The following is a 19,579-nucleotide window of genomic DNA, read 5'->3' as shown; positions in this document are numbered from 1 at the left end:
ATTAACTGGAGGTAGCGACATGACCGCACTCATCACCCGTGACGAGCTGAAGGCCGCGATCGACGCGAAGACCGTGACGGTGGTCGACGCACTGGGTGGCGAGTACTACGCCAAGCAGCATCTGCCCGGCGCCGTTCCCCTCGTCCTCGCCGACGTCGACGCGCACGCCGCCACCGTGCTGCCCGATCGCGGCGCCGCCATCGTCACCTACTGCTCGAACCCCGCCTGCCCCAACAGCGGCCAGGTCGCCGACCGGCTCACCGCGCTGGGCTACACCGACGTCCGCAAGTACCGGGAAGGCATCGAGGACTGGGCCGGCGCGGGCCTGCCCCTCGAGTCTCAGGTCTGAGCAGGGACGCGCTCCCGCAGGATCGGGACCCCCTCGCCGTCGAGTTCGGCGAGGTAGGCCGTCCGTCCGGTCATGGCCATGATCAGTGCCAGTGTCGTGCCCGAGACGAGCGGCCCGGACCCGACGGCGAAGGGGCCATCGGTGGCTTGCAACCGCAGCCCGCCGATGCGCCCCTTCGCCGTCACCACCAGGTCCGAGCCCCCGTAGTACCCCGCCAGTTCGGTGAGGACGGGGATCGGGTAGTCGCGGCGAAGGCCGAGCGGGCGGCGGATGTCCTCGGCGTGCACGATCGCCTCACCCAGCATCGCGATCTTCGGCAACGGCGGTTTCGTCGTGCTGGTGACCACGCCGCGGAAGCGCTCCAGCGTCTCGGCGCCGTCGGCGCCCATCTGCTCGGCGAGCCGCATGGCGACCTGCTTGTCGAAGTCCCATCGGCAGCGGATCACCCCGATCATCCACTTCAACGGCGTGAGGCTCGCCCCCGAGGTGACATGCGCGAGCACCTGGCGCACCGTCAGCCCGGCACACAGCGACGGTGTCTCCCATTGCTCCTCGGTGAGCTCCGCGAGGTCGTCCGCCAGCGCCGCCCGCTCGGTGTGGACCAGCGGCCAGAGCTCGGTCTTCGTTCCTGCATCCGTCATCCGGAACCCTCCCAGTCGTCGTTCGTCGAAGGTGAGACTCCCGACGCGTGCCTGAATCATCGGTACGTTGGAGACGATTTTCCCGAGTGGACGAAAGATTGAGGACTGATGATCCAGCGGTGGAACCCGGAGACCGTCGCGGCGCCGATCGGCCCGTACAGCCATCTGGTCCGCGTGCCCGCCGATCACGAACTCGTGGTCGTGTCCGGTCAGATCGGCGTGCTGCCCGACGGCGAACTCGCCGGGCCCGACGCCGAGTCCCAGACCCGCGCGTTGCTCGGCAACCTCGAACGGCTGCTCGAAGCCTCGGGTGCCGGGCCTGAGCACCTGGTCAAGGTGTTCAGCATGATGTCCGGCACCGAACACCTCGCCGGGTTCCGCACGGCGATGCGTGAGACCTTCACCCGCTGGTACCCCGAAGCGGACTGGCCCGCCCAGTCGCTGATCGTCGTGGCGGCACTGGCCCGGCCCGAGCTCGTCGTCGAGGTGGAAGCCCTGATCGCGGTGCCGGTACTTTCGCGTGATTGAACGGACGACACACGTGATCAGACGGACGACACCCTGCCGTCCGTCTGATCACACGTGTCGTCCGGTTCAGGACTCGCGGCGCCTCCGTCCGGCGAGGAGAAGCAGCGCGCCGATGGCCAGCATCCCGAACGCCAGCACCGTCATCGTCTTCACCGGTGAGCCGGTCACGGCCAGGCCGGGTGGGCGCGGGGTGGTCGGCGGCTGCGGGTTCGGCTTCTCCGGCGGCTGCGGGTTCGGCGGTGTCGGCGGCACCGGGGTGTCCGTGCCGCAGTCGGGGTTCGCCGAACCCGGCGGGCAGTTGCCGCCGGGCGTGTCCGACGTGACGACGTTGCGGAGGCGGTGGTCACCGGTCGCCGGCTTCCGCACGGTGACCGCGTAGGTGACGGTGGCCTTCTCCCCCGGCTTCAGCTCGCCCTTCCAGGTGAGCTTCGGCGCGGAGTAGGTGACCGTTCCCATGCTCGCCTTCGCGGTGCCGTCGAAGGTCGCGTCGTCCAGCACCTGGCTCAGGTCGTCGGTGAACGTCGCGTCGTCCACCACGGCCTGCCCGGTGTTCTCCACCGTCACGGTGTACGTGACGACCTCGCCCGGCTTCGCTTCCGTCTTGTCGACCGTCTTCTTGATCTTCAAGCTGGACAGCGGCGTCGTCGTGCCGCACTTCGGATCCTTGCTGCCCGGCGGGCAGTTGCCGCCCGGGGTGTCGGACGTGATCACGTTGGTGAGTTTGCCGTCGCCGTCTGTCTTGGTGATCTTGACGCTGTACGTGACCGTCGCCGTCTGCCCGATCTCCAGGTCGCCGGTCCAGGTCAGCTTCGGCTCCTCGTAGGTCACCGAACCGATCGTCGCCGCGCCGTCCTTCTGGAACACGGCGTCGTCGAGGACCTCGGTGAGGTCGTCGGTGAACGTCGCACCGGTCAGTTTCGTCTTGCCCGTGTTGCGCACGGTCACCGTGTACTTCACGACGTCGCCCGGATTCGCCGTGGCCTTGTCCGCCTTCTTCTCCAGCGAGATCCCGGGCACCGGGGTGACGGTCGAACACGCCGGATCGTCGGACTGCGGCGGGCACGTGCCCGGCGTGTTGGTGCTGACGGTGTTCCGCAGTTCGTGATCGCCCGCCACCGGGTTCTTCACCTTCACCGAGTACTTCAGCGTTGTCGTCGCTCCGACCGGCAGATCCCCCACCCACACCAGGTTCGGCGCAGCGAAGGAGAACGTGCCGGCGACCGGCGCAGCCGTGGCGTCGTCGGAGTAGTCGGCGTCGTCGAGCACCTCGGACAGGTCGTCCGTGACCCGTGCGGCGTCCTCGCCGACCAGGGGGACCTTGCCGGTGTTGGTGACGGTCACGGTGTAGGTGACGACGTCGCCCGGGTTCGCGGTCTGCTTGTCCGAGGTCTTCTTGACCGTCAGCTCGCGCGACGGCACGTCCGCGACACAGTTCGGGTCGGTCGAATCCGGCGGGCAGTTGTTGCCCGGCGTGTCCGAGGTGACCACATTGGACAGTTTCTTGTCACCGGGGTTCGGGTTCTTGATCTTGACCGTGTAGGTGATGACCGACGCCTGCCCGATGCCCAGCGAGCCGGTCCACGTCAGCTTCGGTGCCGCGTAGGTGACACCGCCGATCGTCGCCGCACCGTCGTTCTGGTAGTCGGCGTCGTCCAGGACCTCGGTCATGTCGTCGGTGAAGGTGGCGCCGACCTGTTCGGTCTGCCCGGTGTTGGTGACGGTGATCGTGTACTTCACCGTGTCGCCGGGGTCGACCGACTTCTTGTCGGCGGTCTTCTTGAGGAGCAGCCCGGAGACCGGCGTCGTCGTGCCGCAATCCGGATCGGTCGAACCCGGCGGGCAGTTCCCGCCCGGGGTCTCCGAAGTGACCACATTGGACAGCTTCTTGTCACCGTCGCCCGGGTTCTTCACCTGGACCGAGTACGTCACCGTGGCGGTCGCACCGATTTCGAGGTCGCCGGTCCATGTCAGCTTCGGCGCCGCATACGTGACACCACCGATCGTCGCCGCACCATCGTTTCGGTAGACGGCGTCGTCGAGAACCTGGGTCAGATCGTCGGTGAACGTCGCACCGGAGATCTTCGTCTGGCCGGTGTTCCGCACCGTGACCGTGTACTTCACGACGTCACCGGGGTTCGCGGACTGCTTGTCGACCTTCTTCTTGATCTCCAGGCCCGAAACCGGAGTCTCCGTGCCACAGTCCGGATCGGTCGAACCCGGCGGGCAGTTCCCGCCCGGCGTCTCCGACGCCACGACGTTCTTGAGCCGGTTGTCGCCGGTGTTCGGGTTCTTCACCTTGACGGTGTAGGTCACCGTGGAGGTCTCGCCGACGCCGAGATCACCGGTCCAGGTCAGCTTCGGCGCCGCGTACGTGACACCGCCGATGGTCGCCGCACCATCGTTCTGGTAGTCGGCATCGTCGAGTACCTGCGTGAGATCGTCGGCGAACGTCGCACCGGAGATCTTCGTCTGGCCGGTGTTGGTGACGATCACCGTGTACTTCACGACGTCGCCGGGGTTCGCGGACTTCTTGTCGACCGACTTCTCGATCGTCAGGCCGGAAACCGGTGTCGTGGTGCCACACTTCGGATCCGTGGACCCCGGCGGACAGTTGCCGCCCGGCGTCACCGAAGTGACCGTGTTGATGAGCTTCTTGTCGCCTGGAGCGGGATTCTTGACCTTCACCGAGTACGTGACCGTCGACGTGGCCCCGATCTCCAGATCCCCGGTCCACGTCAGCTTCGGCGCCGCGTACGTGACGCCGCCGATGGTCGCGGCGCCGTCGTTCTGGTAGTCGGCATCGTCGAGAACCTGCGTCAGGTCATCGGTGAACGTCGCACCAGAGATCTTCGTCTGCCCGGTGTTCCGCACGGTGACCGTGTACTTCACCACGTCACCCGGGTTCGCCGACTGCTTGTCCACGGACTTCTCGATCTTCAGACCGGAAACCGGGGTCAGGGTGCCACACTTCGGATCCGTCGAACCCGGCGGACAGTTCCCACCCGGAGTCTCCGACGACACCGCGTTCTTCAGCAGGTTGTCGCCCGGGTTGGGATTCTTCACCTTGACCGAGTAGGTCACCGTGGCAGTGGCGCCGATCTCCAGATCGCCGGTCCACGTCAGCTTCGGCGCCGCGTACGTGACGCCGCCGATCGTCGCCGCGCCGTCGTTCTGGTAGTCGGCATCGTCGAGAACCTGCGTCAGATCATCGGTGAACGTCGCACCAGAGATCTTCGTCTGCCCGGTGTTCCGCACCGTCACCGTGTACTTCACGACATCGCCCGGATTCGCCGACTGCTTGTCGACAGACTTCTCGATCTTCAGCCCTGACACCGGCGTGGTGGTCCCACACTTCGGATCGGTGGAGCCCGGCGGGCAGTTACCACCCGGGGTCTCCGAAGTGACCACATTGGACAGTTTCTTGTCACCGGGGTTCGGGTTCTTGACCTTCACCGTGTACGTGACCGTCGACGTGGCGCCGATCTCCAGATCGCCGGTCCAGGTCAGCTTCGGTGCCGCATACGTAACACCACCGATCGTCGCCGCACCATCGTTTTGATAGTCCGCGTCGTCCAGCACCTGCGTGAGATCGTCGGTGAACGTCGCACCGGAAATCTTCGTCTGGCCTGTGTTCCGCACCGTCACCGTGTACTTCACCACGTCACCCGGATTCGCGAACTGCTTGTCGACCGACTTCTCGATCAACAACCCCGAAACCGGCGTCGTCGTCCCACACTTCGGATCCGTCGAACCCGGCGGACAGTTCCCACCCGGCGTCTCCGACGACACCGCGTTCTTCAGCACGTCATCGCCCGGGTTGGGATTCTTCACCTTGACCGTGTACGTCACCGTGGAGGTGGCACCGACTTCGAGATCGCCGGTCCAGGTCAGCTTCGGCGCCGCATACGTGACACCGCCAATGGTCGCGGCGCCGTCGTTCTGGTAGTCGGCATCGTCGAGAACCTGCGTCAGATCATCGGTGAACGTCGCACCAGAGATCTTGGTCTGCCCGGTGTTCCGCACCGTCACCGTGTACTTCACGACATCGCCCGGATTCGCGGACTGCTTGTCGACCGACTTCTCGATCAACAACCCCGAAACCGGCGTCGTCGTCCCACACTTCAAATCCGTCGAACCCGGCGGACAGTTCCCACCCGGCGTCTCCGACGACACCACGTTCTTCAGCCGGTTGTCACCGGTGTTCGGGTTCTTCACCTTCACTGAGTAGGTGAACTCCGCGCTCTGCCCCGCGGCGAGCGTGCCGGTCCAGGTCAGCTTCGGTTCCACATAGGACACCGAGCCGGGCGACGCGGTGGCGTCGTTCTGATAGACCGCGTCGTCCAGCACCCCGGTCAGATCGTCCACGACCTTGAGATCCGCCGCGGTCACCTTGCCGGTGTTGGCGACGACGACCTTGTAGCGCACGGTGTCGCCGGGGTCGGCGGACTCCTTGTCCGCGGTCTTGGTCACCGTGTACGACGGCGACGGCACCTTGGTCTTCGCGCACGCGGCCGCGGGATCGTCCGGGCAGCGGTTGTCCGGTGGGACGACCGGCGGCGGTCCGGTCGGGACGTTCGCGCGGTTCACCAGTTCCTTGCCGATGGCGGCTTCCTCGACCTTCACGCGCACGGTCAGCGTGGCGGTTTCCCCGACCGCGAGACCGTTCACGGCCCAGTCGATCGGCCCGGTCCCGGACGCGGTGCCCTTCGAGGGAGTGACCGACACGTAGGTCGTCCCCGGCGGCAGCGTGTCGCGCACCGTGAGCGCGGGCACGGGGATCACGCCGGTGTTCCGCAGCGTCACCTGGTAGGTCAGGGTGTCGCCGGGGATCGCCTCGGCGAGGTCGACGGTCTTCGTCAGCTGGTACCCGGGCGACGCGACCGTGTTCCGCACCGTGTTCGACGTGCGTTCCTGCGGCCGTCCCGTGTCCTCGCCGCGGAAGGTGAGCTTGCCGGTGTTGTCGAGTTTGGTGCCGTCCGGCACGTCGAGCCCGACCTTGACCTTGAAGGCGACCTTCTGCGACTGCCCCGGCCTCAGATTCCGGAGATTGCACGTGACCACCTGCCCGGCGGCCGAACAGTCCGGATTGGACCCGGCCACGAACGTGACGCCGTCGGGCAGGGTGTCGGTGAGCACGATGTTCGTCGCGGTGTCGAGGTCGGTGGTGGAGCCGTCGGCGTGCCGGTTGGCGACGTCGAAGGTGTAGGTGACCTCGCCGCCCTTGGTGACGTAGCCCGGCGGATTGTCGTCGGTGTTGCCGACCGGGTCGTTGGCCTTGGTGATCTGCAGATCCGGTTCGAGGGCGTCGGTGACGAGCCAGATGGTCTGCGGGTACAGCGCGTCGCCGACGGTGCCGATCTTGACCTGGAGCGCGGTGGTCCCCGCGGGGACCTTGCCGGTGATGTCGATGCTGCGGGCGTCGTACCCGACGTTGTTCACCGGATTGGGGTTCCGCGACGTGACGTTCGTGCCCGAACCGGTGGCCGTGACCCGGTCGATGCGGCTGCTGAAGGCGTTGTTGGTCGCCACGCCGCCGGGCGCGGGCATCGCGATCGTCTGCAGACTGGAGGCGTCCGGGCCGACCTGGAGGTAGTCGCCGGTGATGGGCGCGTCGCCGTCACCCGCGACGATACCGAGTTCGACGTTGGGCTGACGCGAGGTCGGGGCCTTGATACCGCTCAGCGCGATGGTCGCCGAACTCGGCGTGCTGCCGCCCGCGACCACCTGCATCCCGTCCCAGACCTGCAGGTACCGCAGCGGCTCGCTGGGCAGTTCGTAGGCGACCACCAGCGACCAGCCACCCCAGCAGCCGAGGTTCGTCCGGCTGATCGACTGGCCCTGGCAGGCCTGGATGTCGGCGACCGTGTACTCCCCGGTGCCGGCGTTCGTGACGAGGGACGTGACGTCGGCCGCGCCGCCGTAGGCGTACAGCGTCGGGAACCCGCCCGTGGTGGTCGCGGGGAACCAGTCGTAGGTTTCGGCGGTGATCCGCTGATACGCGCCGGAGCCCGGGGTCTTGATGGAGACCTGGTTGCCGCGGTTGCCGTCACCGGAGGTCCCGCTGCTGGCGACGGGGTTGAACTGCCAGTACAGCCGGGCGTTGAGCACCTTCGCGCCGGCCGGGACGTTCAGATTCGCCGCGGACGCGGTGTTGCCGGGCGCGGCCGGGTCGGTCTTGATCCACGACACCGGGCTCGCGTTGCTCGCGGACTCGTTGCAGACGACACCGACGCCGCACTGCACGACGGAATTGGCGGCCATCGTGATACCGCCGTGCGCCAGCCCGGAGTACACCGGCTCCGGCCCGATCGGCCGCTCGGTGCCCGCTCCGCGCGGCTGGATCTGGGCGTTCGCGGGCAGCGGGGCGCCCATCAGCAGGGCCACGACGACCACCGAGAGCAGTGCCACGCCCCGGCGCCACCGATTCCGCCCACGACGTTCCGCCATGCCGCCTCCGCCTCACCCCTCGCTCCCGTCGGCCCAGGTCAGGACGGCGGGGACAGCGAGCCCAAGTGATGGTCATCCTGGGTCGGCAAGATCGTCGTCGGCAAGCGGGATCAGCGGTGTCTCCTGGATAGAACCCATTGAGTGGCCCCGAAACCCCCGGACGGGTGATGAAACACCGTCCACAACGGACAAAGGCGAGGGTGGCGTTTCGGCGGGAAATCCGGCATCGTCGAACGCGTGATCGAAATCCCTTATCGCGGCTCCGGCCCCTATTGCTATACCCATTCCCTCGCGATGCTGCTCGGCGCGGAGGCTCCGGGACCCGATGTGCTCGAAACCGTGACCGGCAGCCCCTTCGGCATGCAGCTGGTCGGCGGAACACTGCCGTTTTTCGACGCCTTCGGCTGGGATCCCGATCTCGGCATCGGCGAGGCGCTCGACGCCCTCGGCTGGAGCGCGGAAACGACGAGCGAACCGGATCCGGACACCGCGTTCGCCCGGCTCGTCGAAAGCCTTTCCGACGGGCCGGTCCTGATCGGCCCGGTCGAAATGGGGCACCTGCGCCACCAGCCGGGAATGACCGGCCCGATCGGCGCCGACCATTTCCTGGTCGCGCTCGCCGTGGACGACGAGTCCGTGACCGCCCACGACCCGCAGGGATATCCGTACGCACGGATCCCGCGGGCGGATTTCGCCGCCGCCTGGCTCGCCGAAACCGTCGCCTACGGCAAACCGCACACGATGCGGACACGTTTCGTGCGGCACACCGTCGTCTCGGAAGAAGCCGCGATCGTCGCGGCCCTCCCCCGCGCGATCAGGCGGCTCGGCGGTGAAACGGACACCGGACTCCCGCCCGGCACGGTGGGCAACGGCGACGCCGCCCTCGCGCTCGCCGCCCGGATCGAAGGAGGCTGCGATCGGGAACTGCGTGGGCTGCTCGTCCATTTCGTGGTGCGCCTCGGCGCCCGGCGGACGAACGACGCCGCGACCTGCCTGCGCCGGGTCGGCCACGAAGCCGCGGCCGCCGTCCTCACCACGCAGGCGCGGCTGATCGGCTCCCTGCAGTACGACCTCGTCGTCGAGGACGACGCACGGGCCGCCGCGACCCTCCGGACGCTCGCCCCGACCTACGAAGACCTGCGTCGGGCGCTCACGTCAGCCTGAGGATCTCGCGGACGAAGACGACCTTGAGCAGGCCCAGCCGCGCGAGCGCGGCGCCCGGCGATCCGCTTCGAACACGACCGTCGGCCCGGTGAAACCCTCGCCTTGGTGTGGGTCATCCCGCGGTGATCCTCCAGCCGGTGGCGTCGAGCTGCCGTCGCCAGAACTCGGCGAAACGTCCTTGCGCCGCAAGGAGTTCTTCGACCGTGCCGGATTCCGCGATCCGGCCGTCCTCGAGGAAGAGCACCCGGTCGGCGTGCCGGATCCCGGCGATCCGATGGGTGACGATCACCCGTGTCCTCGGCACGGGGTCGGCGCTGAGCGAGCGGACCACGGCGTCCTCGTTCTCGGTGTCCAGCGCGCTGGTCGCCTCGTCGACGAGCAGCACGGGCGCGGGTTTGAGCAACGCGCGGGCGATGGACACCCGCTGCCGCTCGCCGCCGGAGAGAGCGGTGCCCGCCTCGCCGACGGCCGTGTGTTCCAGCAGCTCGTCGACCCTGGCGAGCCTCACGACCTCGGCGACCCGCTCGTCGCTCGCCGCGGGATCCCCGGCGAGCACGTTGTCCCGCACCGATCCCTCGAAGAGATACGGCTGCTGGAAGACGAAGGTGACGAGATCCCGGCGGAATTCCGCGACATCCGTGCCGTCGGCGAGCACGCGACCGCTCGTGGGCCGGTGCAGACCGGCGAGCAGCGCGAGCACGGTGCTCTTGCCCGAGCCGGACGGCCCGACGATCGCGGTCGTCGTCCCCGGTTCCAGGGTGACGTCGAAGTCCTCCAGCACGTGCTCGGTGTCCGGCGAGTAGCGGAAACCGACCTTCTCGAACCGGATCTGCGGTGCTTTGGCCGGTGCGGCGGACTCGCCCGCAGGAGCCACGGGCGCGGTGAGGACGGTGCGGATGCGGCCGAGCGTGGTGGTGGCGGTTTCGATACCGGGCGCGAGATCCCCGAGCGCGGTGAACGGTTCGAGGTACCGGGCGATCACGACGATCAGCGCGACGGCCTCGGGCACGCTCAGCTCGCCTCGTGTGGCGAGCAGGACGGTCGTCCCCGCGAGCAGGACCAGCGCCAGTTGACCGGCGACGCCGAACAGCACCTGCCCCGGGATCTGCAGGCGGAGCAACCGGACGGTCGCGCCGTGGTGCGCGGTGAGCGCGGCGCCGGCGTGACTGCGCGCGGGTTCGACGCGGCGGGCGGCCCGCAACGTCTGCTGGGTGCGGGCGAACTCGACGATCCGTTCGGTCAGCGTGGTGTTCGCCTCCGCCGTCGCCCGGTCTGCGCGGCGGGTGATCCGGCCGGTCGCCCACAGCGCGCCCAGCAGGACCGGGACCCCGGCCAGCGCGGCGACACCGAGCGGCCAGGAGATCGGCAGGAGGGCCAGCGCGATCGCGATCGGCAGGAGGACCGCGCCGATGAGCGGGGTGAGCAGGTAGCCGACCAGGCCGACGAGGTCGGGGCCGGTGGCGGCGATGGCCTGCCGGGCGGTCTGGGTGTGTTCACCGTCCAACCAGGACAGCCGGACGTCCGTCAGCCGCTCGGCGACGTCGTGCTGGGCGTGGTCCAGCACACCGAAGCCGAGCTCGAAGCCGAGCCGCCCCACGACGGCGTCGATCGCCCAGCCCGCCGCGGTGACGGCCGCGAGCGCGGTGAGCCAGGGCAGCGCGTCCGAAGGCTCAGCGCCGAACAAGGCACCCACCAACGGCACCAGCAGGACGACACCGGCGGCACGCAGGAGCACCGAAAGCTCGGCGAGCACGACATAACGCCGGAAGGCCGAGCGTTTCGCCTCGGGGATCAGGCCCAGCAACGTGCGGATCACGCGGTCACCCCCGCACCGGCACCGGCCCGCCACAAGCGGGCGTAGCGCCCATCCGAGGCCAGAAGTTCTTCGTGGGTCCCGCTTTCCGCGATCCGCCCGCGGTCGAGGACGACGATGCGGTCGGCGCCGGTGATCGTGTGCAGGCGATGGGCGATGACCAGGACGGTGCGGCCCGCGGTGAGCCGGTCGAGTGCTTGCTGCACGAGATACTCCGACTCGGGATCGGCGAAAGCGGTCGCCTCGTCGAGGACGAGGACGGGGGCGTCGGCGAGGATCGCGCGGGCGATGGCCACCCGTTGGCGTTCTCCGCCGGACAGCTGGGAACCAGCGTCGAGGACGGTGTCGTATCCCTGGGGCAGCCGGAGGATCCGCTCGTGGATCTGCGCCTCCCGGGCCGCGGCGACGACGTGCTCTTCGGTGGCGTCCGGAACGGCGAGGGCGATGTTCTCCCGTACGGTCCCCTGGACGAGTTGCGGATCCTGGAGCACGAATCCCACGCGGCCGTAGAGTTCGTCGGCGGCGAACGCGCGGACGTCCCGGCCGCCGACCCGGATCGCTCCCTCGGTGACGTCGTGGAACCGCGCGACGAGGGCGGCAAGCGTCGACTTCCCCGCTCCCGACGGGCCGACCAGCGCGGTCACCGTGCCGGGACGCAAGGTCAGGGAAACGTTCTCCAGCACGGGAACGCCGGAACGGTAGGCGAAGCCCACCCGGTCCAGTTCCACGGTGCCCGGCTCGACGCCGTCGCGGACTGCCAGCTCCACTGTGGACAGTTCCGGTTCGTCGAGCACGACCTGGATCCGGCGCGCGGCCAGCATTCCCTCGCGAACGCCGCCGAGACCGTAACCGATGCCCAGCAGCCGCGCGCCGAAAGTGGTGCCCAGCACCAGGAACGGGATCAGCGTCACCGGCTCCATCCCGCCGCCCACCATCGGCGTGCCGATGCCGGTGATCACGAGCAGGAAGGTGGCGGGCCGGGTGGCGAAGTCCAGCATGGTCTTCTTGCCGGTGAACGGGCGCTGCCAGTCGCCGAGGAAACCGAGGTACTCGTCGAGCCGCCGCCGGAACGACGAAGCCGCGGCGCCGCCGAACACGCGGATCACCGGCTGCCCTTCCAGATATGCGCCCGCCTCGCCGGCCATCCGCTCGGCCCAGCGCATCGCCTGGCCGGTCTTGGGTCCCGATTGGACGACCATGATCGACGTGGTGACGAGGTAGACGAGAATCGGGACGAGCAGGACGAGGGCGAGCCGCCAGTCCACCACGAACAGGTACGCCAGCACGGCGACCGGCGCGACGACGGCCGCCACCGCGTCGGGGACGGCGTGCGTGACCAGGTAGTGGAGCGAGAGCGTGTCGCCCTGCACGAGTTTCGCGACCGTGCCCGAACCCCGCGCGGTGAACCAGCCCAGCGGCAAGCGCGCGAGTTTGCCCAGCAGGCGTAGACGCAGGTCGCGGGCGAACCGCGCGTCGGCCGCGTGCAGCCAGAGCACGACCGCGGATTCCAGGAGGGTGCCGACGCCGAGCAGGACCAGCGCCGAGACACCGAGCGCCCACAACGATTCGCCGCCCGTCAGCAGCCGCCGGACCAGTTCCACCAGCAGGACGAAGGGAGCGAGGCCGATCAGCGTCACGACGGCCTGCAGGATCCCGGCGAAGATCAGCGTCCGCCGCACCGGCGCGAGCAGCCGTCCGGCCGCCTGTGCCCGCCATGCCCCCTTCGGCGCCGCTGCGACGGGCTTCGGGACTTCGGCGGCCGGCTCTTCCTTCTCCCCGCGGAAAGCACCCATGGCCCGGCCGTAGTACCAGTACGCGCGGCCGTGCACCTCGGACTTGGGGAAGCCGAACGCCTCACGCAAACGCGTCTTCAGGTGTTTGAACGAACCGGCTTCCGTCGCGATCCACGCCTGCCAGTCCGACCAGTCGCGCGTCTCGATCGCCGCGGCCAGCGAAGTCGCGTCCAGGCGCTGCACCCAGTGCACGGTCAGCCGCGGGTGTCCGCCCAGCGGGATCAGCCTGTCGGTCTCGTCGTGCTCTTCGAGGTACAGCTCGATCGGGAGGTCGGCCGGGATCACCTCGAGGATCGCGTTGATCGCCGGGATCGAGGCGGAGTCACCGATCAGCAGGTACCCGGCGGGAGGGTCGGCGGGGACCGAGAAGGACGAGGAACCCAGAGACATCACCGGAACCTTCGCGCCCGGGCGCGCGTCACGCAGCCAACGCGACGCCGGACCGGCGGGCTCGTGCAGGACGACGTCGATCGCGAACGTGCCGGCTTCCGGGTCGGCCTCGGTGAGCGTGTACGCGCGCTGGAACTCCGTCGTGCCGCCTTCCGTATCCGGGAACCAGAACCGGAGCCAGGCCGCCGGCTCCACGACGACGTCCTCGAACAGCGTCGGCGAAACGAACCGCACCCGCACGAATTTCGGCGTGATCTCTTCCGTCTCGACGACGGTCGCTTCGTGGTCCCTGGCCCCGAAACCGCGCATCACCGCGCCCTGGAATCCGCGCGCCATCACAACCCCTCCCCCGTGGCGGCCAGATCGGCCACCATCTCGGCGACCGGTCTGCCCGGCGGGCAGGACCCGGCCAGCCCGCGGATCGACGCGGTCAACAGCAGCCGCACGTATTCGGGCCGCGGCACCTGCGGCAACGCGGCGGATGGTTCGGCGAGCCGGTCGTCACGGGACAACCGGTCGCGGACCGCCTCCCGCTCGCGGTCCAGCCCGTCGCCGTCGGCCTCCTCGGCGGCCGCGCTGTTCTCCTCGGACGCGGTCATCGCGATGGTCATCGACGCGACCGCGCCGCTGAGCACGATCGCCGCGCCGGGCTCGTAACCCCGGCGGACGAGGGCGTCGACCTCGGTGTTCAGCAAGCGCTGACCGCCGTCTCCGCGCGGGAACAGCAGTTGCAGATAACCGGCGAGGCCCGGGTGCTCCAGCATGAAGGCCCGCATCTGCAGCGCGAAGGACAACAGGTGTCGTTCGAGGTCGTGCCGCGGATCGTCCCGGAGCCGCAGCTCGGCCAGGATGCTCTCGCCGACCAGCCGCTCCAGCCCCCACCGGCTCTCGACGTGGCGATAGAGGGCGGTCGCGGTCACCCCCAGCCGGACCGCGACCGCCTTGACGCTGAGCCCGCGCATCCCGAGCTCGCGACCGGCCCGCACGATGTCGTCCACCGCGACCATGGCCGGGCGGCCACCGATGTTCGGCATGTCGCCCCCTCCGGGAAAGTTATAGGGGGAAACTAAGGGTGGGCTTACCTGATGTCAAGGATGGCTTCACATGGGGGACAGTGGGCAGTGGGTGGTTCGGCGGATGCCCGGGCTCGGCGACGCGGTGTCGCCGAATTTCGGCGAGACCGGGTCTGCGTTGATCAAGGCCCCGAATGTGGCATTGGGGACACTCGACGGCCCCAATGCCACATTGGGCGCACTGAGCCGCGGCATGCCCAGCCCGATGGGGATCCGTTATGCGCGTCCGGTGCGGTGTCGCCGAATTTCGGCAAGATCAGGCCTGCGGGCCAGCGATCTACTCACGGCCAGGGTTCCCAATGTCGCATCAGAGGCACTCAGCGACCCAAATGCGACATTGGGAACCCTCAAGCCGAGGTCGCTCAGCACAGCAAGGCGGCGACCGCCTTCCCGCATACGGCAAGGTCTCGCCGAATACCGGCAAGAGCTCAAGCAGGAACCCAAACCACACCAAGCGCTCAGCGCAACAAAGCGGCGATCACCTGCCGCATCCAGCGCGACCTCGCCGAAATCCGGCAACAACAGGCCCGCGGCCAGCGACCTACCCACAACCCGGGTCCCCAAAGTCGCATCAGAGACACTCAGCGACCCAAACGCGACATTGGAAACCCGCGAGCCGAGGCCGCAAAGCCACCAAGCGCTCAGCGCAACAAAGCGGCAGCGATCCCCTTACCCCGAACAGCCGCATCCGGCGCGTTCTCGCGCACCGCGGTCACGATCGCACCATCCACGATCAAAACGAGCTGCGCGGCGAGTTCCCCCACATCAGTCCGGCCCGCGTCGGCGAGCAGACCGGCCAGGTACTCGGTCAGTGCCGCCTTGTGCTCGGCCGCGACGGCGTGCACCGGGCTCGCCGGATCCGCCGTCTCCACCATGGTGTTGATGAAGGCGCAGCCGCGGAAGTCCTTGCGGGAGAAGCGTTCGAAGAGCGCGTCGAAGACCGCCAGGATCCGGTCCTCGGGAGCGAGACCGTAGCCAGCGACAGTACTGGAGAGCCACCGCCGCCAGGTGCGGTCCCGTTCCCGCAGCACCGCTTCGACCAGCGCGTCCTTGCTCGGGAAATGCCGATAGAGCGACGCCTTGCCGACGCCGGACTCCTCCAGGATGCGATCGATGCCGACCGCGCGGATGCCTTCGGCGTAGAACAGCTCCTCGGCCGTGCTCAGCAGCCGCTCGCGCGCTCGGGTTCCCACGGGCAAAACAGTACCACGCTGTACCGAATTGGTTGACCACAGACGGAACAGATCTGTACCGTCCTATTCGGAACAGACCTGTACCGTTTGGAGAGATCGTGCCTCGCATCCCGCAGCTCACCGAGCATCCGTTGCTGACCGACGTCCGTGCCCAGCTCGGCCGGGTGCCCAACCTCTATGCCGCGATGGCCAACGGCCCGGCGGCGCTGAGCGGCTACCTCGCCTTGCGCGACGCTCTCACGCGCGGCGAACTGACCGCGCGCGAGCGCGAGTTGCTCGCGCTGTTCACCGCGCAGCGCAACGAATGCGGCTACTGCCTCGCCGCGCACACCTTCCGCGGCGAGAAGATGCGCATCCCCGCCGACGAACTGGACAAGGCCCGCGAGGCGGAGAGCCCCGACCCGCACACCCGCGCGGTGCTCCGGCTGGCCGACGCCGTCATGGCCCACCGCGGCCGCGTTCCCGACGAGCGGCTGGCCGAGGCACGCGCCGACGGCGTCACCGACGCGCAGGTCGCCGAGGTGGTCGCGCATATCGCGCTCAACGTGCTTTCCAACTACTTCAACCACGTGGCCGAGCCCGACCTCGACTTCCCCGAGGTGTCCCGATGAGACACGCGTCGCCGATCCTGCTGACCGCGGCGGGTGCGGGCGGGGTGGCCGCCGCGGGGATGGGCTCCGGTGTCGGGCCGGCGGCGTCGGCACCGCTCGCCGCCAGTCTCGCGCTGGTGCTGGCCAATCCGGCGCTCCCGTCCGCCCGGCCGGTCGCGGTCTTCGGCGGCCACGCGCTCGCCGTGGTGGCCGGGGTCCTCGCCGCGTTCGCGCTGCCGCCCGGTCCGGTGGCCGTCGCGGTCGCGGCGGTCGCCGGATTCGGCGCCATGCTGCTCTTCCGGGTGGTGCATCCGCCCGCCGTCGCCTCCGGCTGCCTGATGGTCCTGCAGCCGTGGCCCACCGGCGTGTTCCTGATCGGTGCGGCGGCCACACTGGCAGTCGCGCTGCTCCTGCACACCAGGTTCAGCCGCGACATCGGCGGGGCCGCGGAAAGCGACCCCGCCGATGGTTCCCTCCCCGCCCCTGCCGGCGAGTCTCGGTGACTTCAGAACGTGACGGTGAACCCGTCGATGCTGCCGGTGTCGAACCGGTAGACGTCCTGAGCGCTCAGCTTCCAGGTGCCGTTGGCCGTTTCACCGGAGGCGTCGACGGTGAAGCTCTGGTGCACGCCCTCGGCCGAGCCGACACCGCCCGGGTTCTTGAGGCGGTAGGCCTTGCCGCTCGGCCCGATCAGGTCGAGCACGAGGTCGGCGCTGTAGGTGTGCGAAACGTCCACCTTGACCGACAACGACGCGGAAGCCTTGCCGTCACAGCCTTCCTGGGTCACGGAACTGGTCACGGCCGCCCCGGCGTCCGGAATGGACACCGGCGTGGTGTTCGATTTCGCTCCGCAGTTCGGGCCGGGGCCGCCGCTGCCGATGAACGACACGTTCAGCAGCTTGTTCGGCGATCCGCTGCCCGCGTTCTTGATAACACCCGCGGTCGCGCCGTTCACCAGCGCGTCCCGCACCTGTTGCGGCGTGGCTCCCGGGTTGGCCGACAGGTAGAGCGCGGCCGCGCCGACGACGTGCGGCGTCGCCATCGAGGTCCCGCTCATCCCCGCGGAACCGCCGCTGCTCGGGCTCAGCGACGTGATGTTCGTGCCGGGCGCGAAGATGTCCGTGCAGCTTCCGTAGTTGGAGAACGAAGACCGGTTGTCGGCGGAGTCCGAGGCGTTGACCGTGATCGCCTCGGGCACCCGGGCCGGGCTCGTGTTACACGCGTCGGTGGAGGCGTTGCCCGCCGCCACCCCGTACACGACGCCCGACGCGATCGACCGCTTCACCGCGTCGTCCCCGACACCGGGGGCGTCCATGGTCAGGCTCATGTTCGCCACGGCGGGCTTCTTAGCGTTGGCCGTCACCCAGTCGACGGCGTCGATGATGCCCGAGTCAGGCCCGGAGTTGTTGCACCCCAGCACTTTCAGCCCGACGATCTTGACCTTCTTCGCGACACCGTAGGTCTTGCTGCCGATCGTGCCCGCGGTATGGCTGCCGTGCCCATGGCAGTCGGAGCCGTCCCCGCCCATGAAGTCCTTGCCGAGGCTGGCGCGGCCTTCGTATTCCGGGTTCGACGGGTTGATACCGCTGTCGAGGTCGTACGCGGTGACCCCCGCGCCGTCGTTGGGATAGTTGTAGGCCTTGTCGAGCGGAAGGCTCTTCTGGTCGACGCGGTCCAGTCCCCAGGTCGGGTTCTGCTGGGTGCCGGTGCCGCGGGCGGTGCCGTCTTCGTACACCGCCTTGACCGACGGGTCCGCGGCCAGCTTGCGCGCCTCGGCCGGGGTCATGCTCTTGGCCGAGAACCCGCGGAGGGCCGCCGTCCAGACGGAACGGACCTCCCCGCCGTATCGGCCGGCCAGGTCGGCGGCAGCCCTCTGCCCGGCCGCCGCGATGTCGTGGAGGACGACGATGTACTGGTCACCGTAGTGCTCCTTGGCCGGGATCACCGTGCCTTCGGCTTCGGCGGCGACGGCCGATCCGGCGCCGAGTGCGAGCAGCGGGCTCAGCAGCCCGAGCGCCAGCAGCGTTTTCGTCTTGTCACGCATGGGAAATCACCTCTGTTTCGGCGAAGGTCACTGGACGGTGAGGGTGTACGTGGTGGTCGCGGTCTTGCCACCGCCGTCCTTGGCGGTCACCGTGACCGGATACGTCCCCGGCTGGAACGGCGCGAAGACCTGCATGGTCGAACTGCCGCCGCTCGAAACGGTCTGCGGTGAGAAGAACGGGTTGATCGGCAGCCCGGAACCACTGGCGGACAACGTGATCGAACCCGTGCCGCCGGTCACGGTGACGGTGGCGCTCACGAGCGAACCCGCTCGGCCGGATCCGGACGACGGGTTCACCGTCACCTTCAGGTCGCCGACCGGAGGTTCGCCCGCGCCGACGGTGAGCGAGAGCCCCGCGGTGGCCGTGTCAGTGCCCCCTTTCCCGGAAATCGTGATCCGGTAGGCCTTTTCCGGGGTTCCGGCGGCGGTCTCGATGGTCAGCTTGGCGACCTCGCCCGCCTTGATCGTCGCGGGCTGGAAGGTGGCCTTGGCGCCCTCGGGCAACCCGGACGCGGAAAGCGTGATGTCCTCGGCGCCGTTCTTGCCCGGTTTGCTCGTGACACTGGCCGACACGTACTTGCCCGGCAGGGCCTTCACCGACGACGGCGAAGCCGCGAGCGTGAAGGCGTCACCCGGCTGCTCGCCGCCGATCTGTTCGGCGACCCAGTCCCCCATATCGTTGTTGAGCCTGCTGTAGACGCTGTACCAGCGGAAATCGCTACGGCTCCACGAGGTGACGCCGACGACCTTGCCGTTGACGACGAACGGTCCGCCGCTGTCGCCCGGCAGGACGGTCTTGCGGCCGTCGGAGTAGCCCGCGCAGATCATCGTCTTCGGGTCGACGCCGTTCTCCACACCGGTGCACTGGCTCGCGTTCACGATCGGCAGGGTCAGCTTGTGCAGCGTGACGTCCTGGGTGGAGTCGTTGATGTCCTTCTTGCCGTAGCCGAGGCTGAACCCGTCCTTGCCGGGTGTCTCGAGACCGGTGTCGGCGGACGTGGCGACCTTCGCGTAGCCGCCGGGCGGCACCGGGATGTCACCGTCGACGGTGATCACCGCGACGTCGTAGCCGTACCAGGGCTGGGTGAACTTGGGATGCGTCTTGTAGTCGACGGCCTTCAACTGGGTGCCGCCCGCGCTCTTCAGATCGTCGAGTCCATAAAGGACACTCTTCTCGCCGGCCAGCTCCTTGCAGTGGGCCGCGACCAGGACCTTCCGCGGGGCGATGACGGAGCCGGAGCAGCTCTGCCCCTTCGGCCTCGAACCGCCTTCCCGCAGGGCGGCGATGACATACGGGTAGTCCTTGACCGACGCGGGCGAGCCTCCGATGCTCTGGCCGTGGACGCCTCCCGACGGCAAGGGCGCGGCGTCGGTCGGGGAGATGGCGCGAAGGGTGTCGGCCGGTTCCGCACCGGCGAGACCCGCCGCCGGTGCCAGCGCGGCCATGGTCAGGGCGACCACGCCGAAGATCCGTTTTCTGCTCACGGTGCTTCCTTTCCGGGAAATCGCGAACTGCCCGACAACCATCGATCGACGGCGGAAGCGGAACAATAG

The 19,579-nt window shown here is 68.8% G+C and carries 13 protein-coding genes; 5 read left to right on the top strand and 8 right to left on the bottom strand.

Features of this window, described 5'->3' with window-relative positions; all coding sequences use genetic code 11:
- Window positions 1-19 precede the first annotated feature (19 nt).
- Window positions 20-349: a rhodanese-like domain-containing protein gene (locus ACSMFO_RS21865; protein ID WP_016335231.1), complete on the top strand. Its 330-nt coding sequence runs from the start codon at window positions 20-22 to the stop codon at window positions 347-349.
- Here the strand turns inward: ACSMFO_RS21865 and ACSMFO_RS21860 are convergent.
- Complete coding sequence (locus tag ACSMFO_RS21860; RefSeq protein WP_436460300.1) at window positions 340-990, bottom strand: maleylpyruvate isomerase family mycothiol-dependent enzyme; 651 nt, start codon at window positions 988-990, stop codon at window positions 340-342. The two genes, ACSMFO_RS21865 and ACSMFO_RS21860, sit on opposite strands and share 10 nt — an antisense overlap.
- Before the next feature lie 108 nt (window positions 991-1,098).
- Between ACSMFO_RS21860 and ACSMFO_RS21855 the strand changes: the two genes are divergently transcribed.
- A complete protein-coding gene (locus tag ACSMFO_RS21855; RefSeq protein WP_436460299.1) occupies window positions 1,099-1,518 on the top strand; it encodes a RidA family protein in 420 nt (139 codons plus the stop codon).
- A 66-nt stretch (window positions 1,519-1,584) separates the two neighbouring features.
- Here ACSMFO_RS21855 and ACSMFO_RS21850 read toward each other — a convergent pair whose 3' ends face one another.
- Window positions 1,585-7,965 carry a DUF7507 domain-containing protein gene (locus ACSMFO_RS21850; protein WP_436460298.1) on the bottom strand — a complete coding sequence of 2,127 codons (6,381 nt, stop codon included), beginning with the start codon at window positions 7,963-7,965 and terminating at the stop codon, window positions 1,585-1,587.
- A 237-nt stretch (window positions 7,966-8,202) separates the two neighbouring features.
- Here ACSMFO_RS21850 and ACSMFO_RS21845 point away from each other — a divergent pair, with 237 nt between their 5' ends.
- Complete coding sequence (locus ACSMFO_RS21845; protein ID WP_436460297.1) at window positions 8,203-9,129, top strand: hypothetical protein; 927 nt, start codon at window positions 8,203-8,205, stop codon at window positions 9,127-9,129.
- Between the two features lie 112 nt (window positions 9,130-9,241).
- On the opposite strand, the gene ACSMFO_RS21840 is transcribed toward ACSMFO_RS21845, so the two are convergent.
- The 4 genes from ACSMFO_RS21840 to ACSMFO_RS21825 all read right to left on the bottom strand — a co-directional run bounded on the left by ACSMFO_RS21840 (window position 9,242) and on the right by ACSMFO_RS21825 (window position 15,391).
- Complete coding sequence (locus ACSMFO_RS21840) at window positions 9,242-10,945, bottom strand: ABC transporter ATP-binding protein (RefSeq protein ID WP_436460296.1); 1,704 nt, start codon at window positions 10,943-10,945, stop codon at window positions 9,242-9,244.
- Entirely contained in the window at window positions 10,942-13,461 is a 2,520-nt protein-coding gene (locus ACSMFO_RS21835; RefSeq protein WP_436460295.1) for an ABC transporter ATP-binding protein/permease, read from the bottom strand. Before ACSMFO_RS21835 ends, ACSMFO_RS21840 begins: the two co-directional genes overlap by 4 nt.
- Window positions 13,461-14,159: a TetR/AcrR family transcriptional regulator gene (locus tag ACSMFO_RS21830; protein ID WP_436460294.1), complete on the bottom strand. Its 699-nt coding sequence runs from the start codon at window positions 14,157-14,159 to the stop codon at window positions 13,461-13,463. The genes ACSMFO_RS21835 and ACSMFO_RS21830 overlap by 1 nt, the downstream gene beginning before the upstream one ends.
- Before the next feature lie 680 nt (window positions 14,160-14,839).
- The gene (locus ACSMFO_RS21825; protein ID WP_436460293.1) at window positions 14,840-15,391 is read right to left on the bottom strand and encodes a TetR/AcrR family transcriptional regulator; all 552 of its coding nucleotides are present in this window, start codon (window positions 15,389-15,391) and stop codon (window positions 14,840-14,842) included.
- A gap of 98 nt (window positions 15,392-15,489) precedes the next feature.
- Between ACSMFO_RS21825 and ACSMFO_RS21820 the strand changes: the two genes are divergently transcribed.
- Together ACSMFO_RS21820 and ACSMFO_RS21815 are read left to right on the top strand one after the other, a co-directional pair.
- Window positions 15,490-16,002, top strand: a complete 513-nt coding sequence (locus ACSMFO_RS21820) for a carboxymuconolactone decarboxylase family protein (protein ID WP_436460292.1) — start codon at window positions 15,490-15,492, stop codon at window positions 16,000-16,002.
- Window positions 15,999-16,484, top strand: coding sequence for an HPP family protein (locus ACSMFO_RS21815; RefSeq protein ID WP_436460291.1), 486 nt, complete (start codon window positions 15,999-16,001; stop codon window positions 16,482-16,484). Before ACSMFO_RS21820 ends, ACSMFO_RS21815 begins: the two co-directional genes overlap by 4 nt.
- 2 nt (window positions 16,485-16,486) lie before the next feature.
- Here the strand turns inward: ACSMFO_RS21815 and ACSMFO_RS21810 are convergent, their stop codons facing one another.
- Both ACSMFO_RS21810 and ACSMFO_RS21805 read right to left on the bottom strand, forming a co-directional pair.
- Window positions 16,487-18,025 carry a S8 family serine peptidase gene (locus tag ACSMFO_RS21810; protein WP_436460290.1) on the bottom strand — a complete coding sequence of 513 codons (1,539 nt, stop codon included), beginning with the start codon at window positions 18,023-18,025 and terminating at the stop codon, window positions 16,487-16,489.
- 27 nt (window positions 18,026-18,052) lie between these two features.
- On the bottom strand, window positions 18,053-19,510 hold the full coding sequence (locus tag ACSMFO_RS21805) for a trypsin-like serine protease (RefSeq protein ID WP_436460289.1): 1,458 nt from the start codon (window positions 19,508-19,510) through the stop codon (window positions 18,053-18,055).
- Window positions 19,511-19,579 lie beyond the last annotated feature (69 nt).

It is taken from the genome of Amycolatopsis sp. w19 (assembly GCF_051373225.1).
In the GTDB taxonomy this organism is placed as follows: domain Bacteria; phylum Actinomycetota; class Actinomycetes; order Mycobacteriales; family Pseudonocardiaceae; genus Amycolatopsis; species Amycolatopsis japonica.
Note: the sequence above shows the minus strand (reverse complement) of the source record. Positions and strands in the feature narration are given on the sequence as shown.

What these genes read in the sequence shown, in the direction of transcription:
- ACSMFO_RS21830 (WP_436460294.1), bottom strand. Translation starts at nt 14,159, where the DNA reads ATGCCGAACATCGGTGGCCGCCCGGCCATGGTCGCGGTGGACGACATC.
- ACSMFO_RS21855 (WP_436460299.1), top strand. Translation starts at nt 1,099, where the DNA reads ATGATCCAGCGGTGGAACCCGGAGACCGTCGCGGCGCCGATCGGCCCG.
- ACSMFO_RS21810 (WP_436460290.1), bottom strand. Translation starts at nt 18,025, where the DNA reads ATGCGTGACAAGACGAAAACGCTGCTGGCGCTCGGGCTGCTGAGCCCG.
- ACSMFO_RS21850 (WP_436460298.1), bottom strand. Translation starts at nt 7,965, where the DNA reads ATGGCGGAACGTCGTGGGCGGAATCGGTGGCGCCGGGGCGTGGCACTG.
- ACSMFO_RS21860 (WP_436460300.1), bottom strand. Translation starts at nt 990, where the DNA reads ATGACGGATGCAGGAACGAAGACCGAGCTCTGGCCGCTGGTCCACACC.
- ACSMFO_RS21815 (WP_436460291.1), top strand. Translation starts at nt 15,999, where the DNA reads ATGAGACACGCGTCGCCGATCCTGCTGACCGCGGCGGGTGCGGGCGGG.
- ACSMFO_RS21835 (WP_436460295.1), bottom strand. Translation starts at nt 13,461, where the DNA reads ATGGCGCGCGGATTCCAGGGCGCGGTGATGCGCGGTTTCGGGGCCAGG.
- ACSMFO_RS21865 (WP_016335231.1), top strand. Translation starts at nt 20, where the DNA reads ATGACCGCACTCATCACCCGTGACGAGCTGAAGGCCGCGATCGACGCG.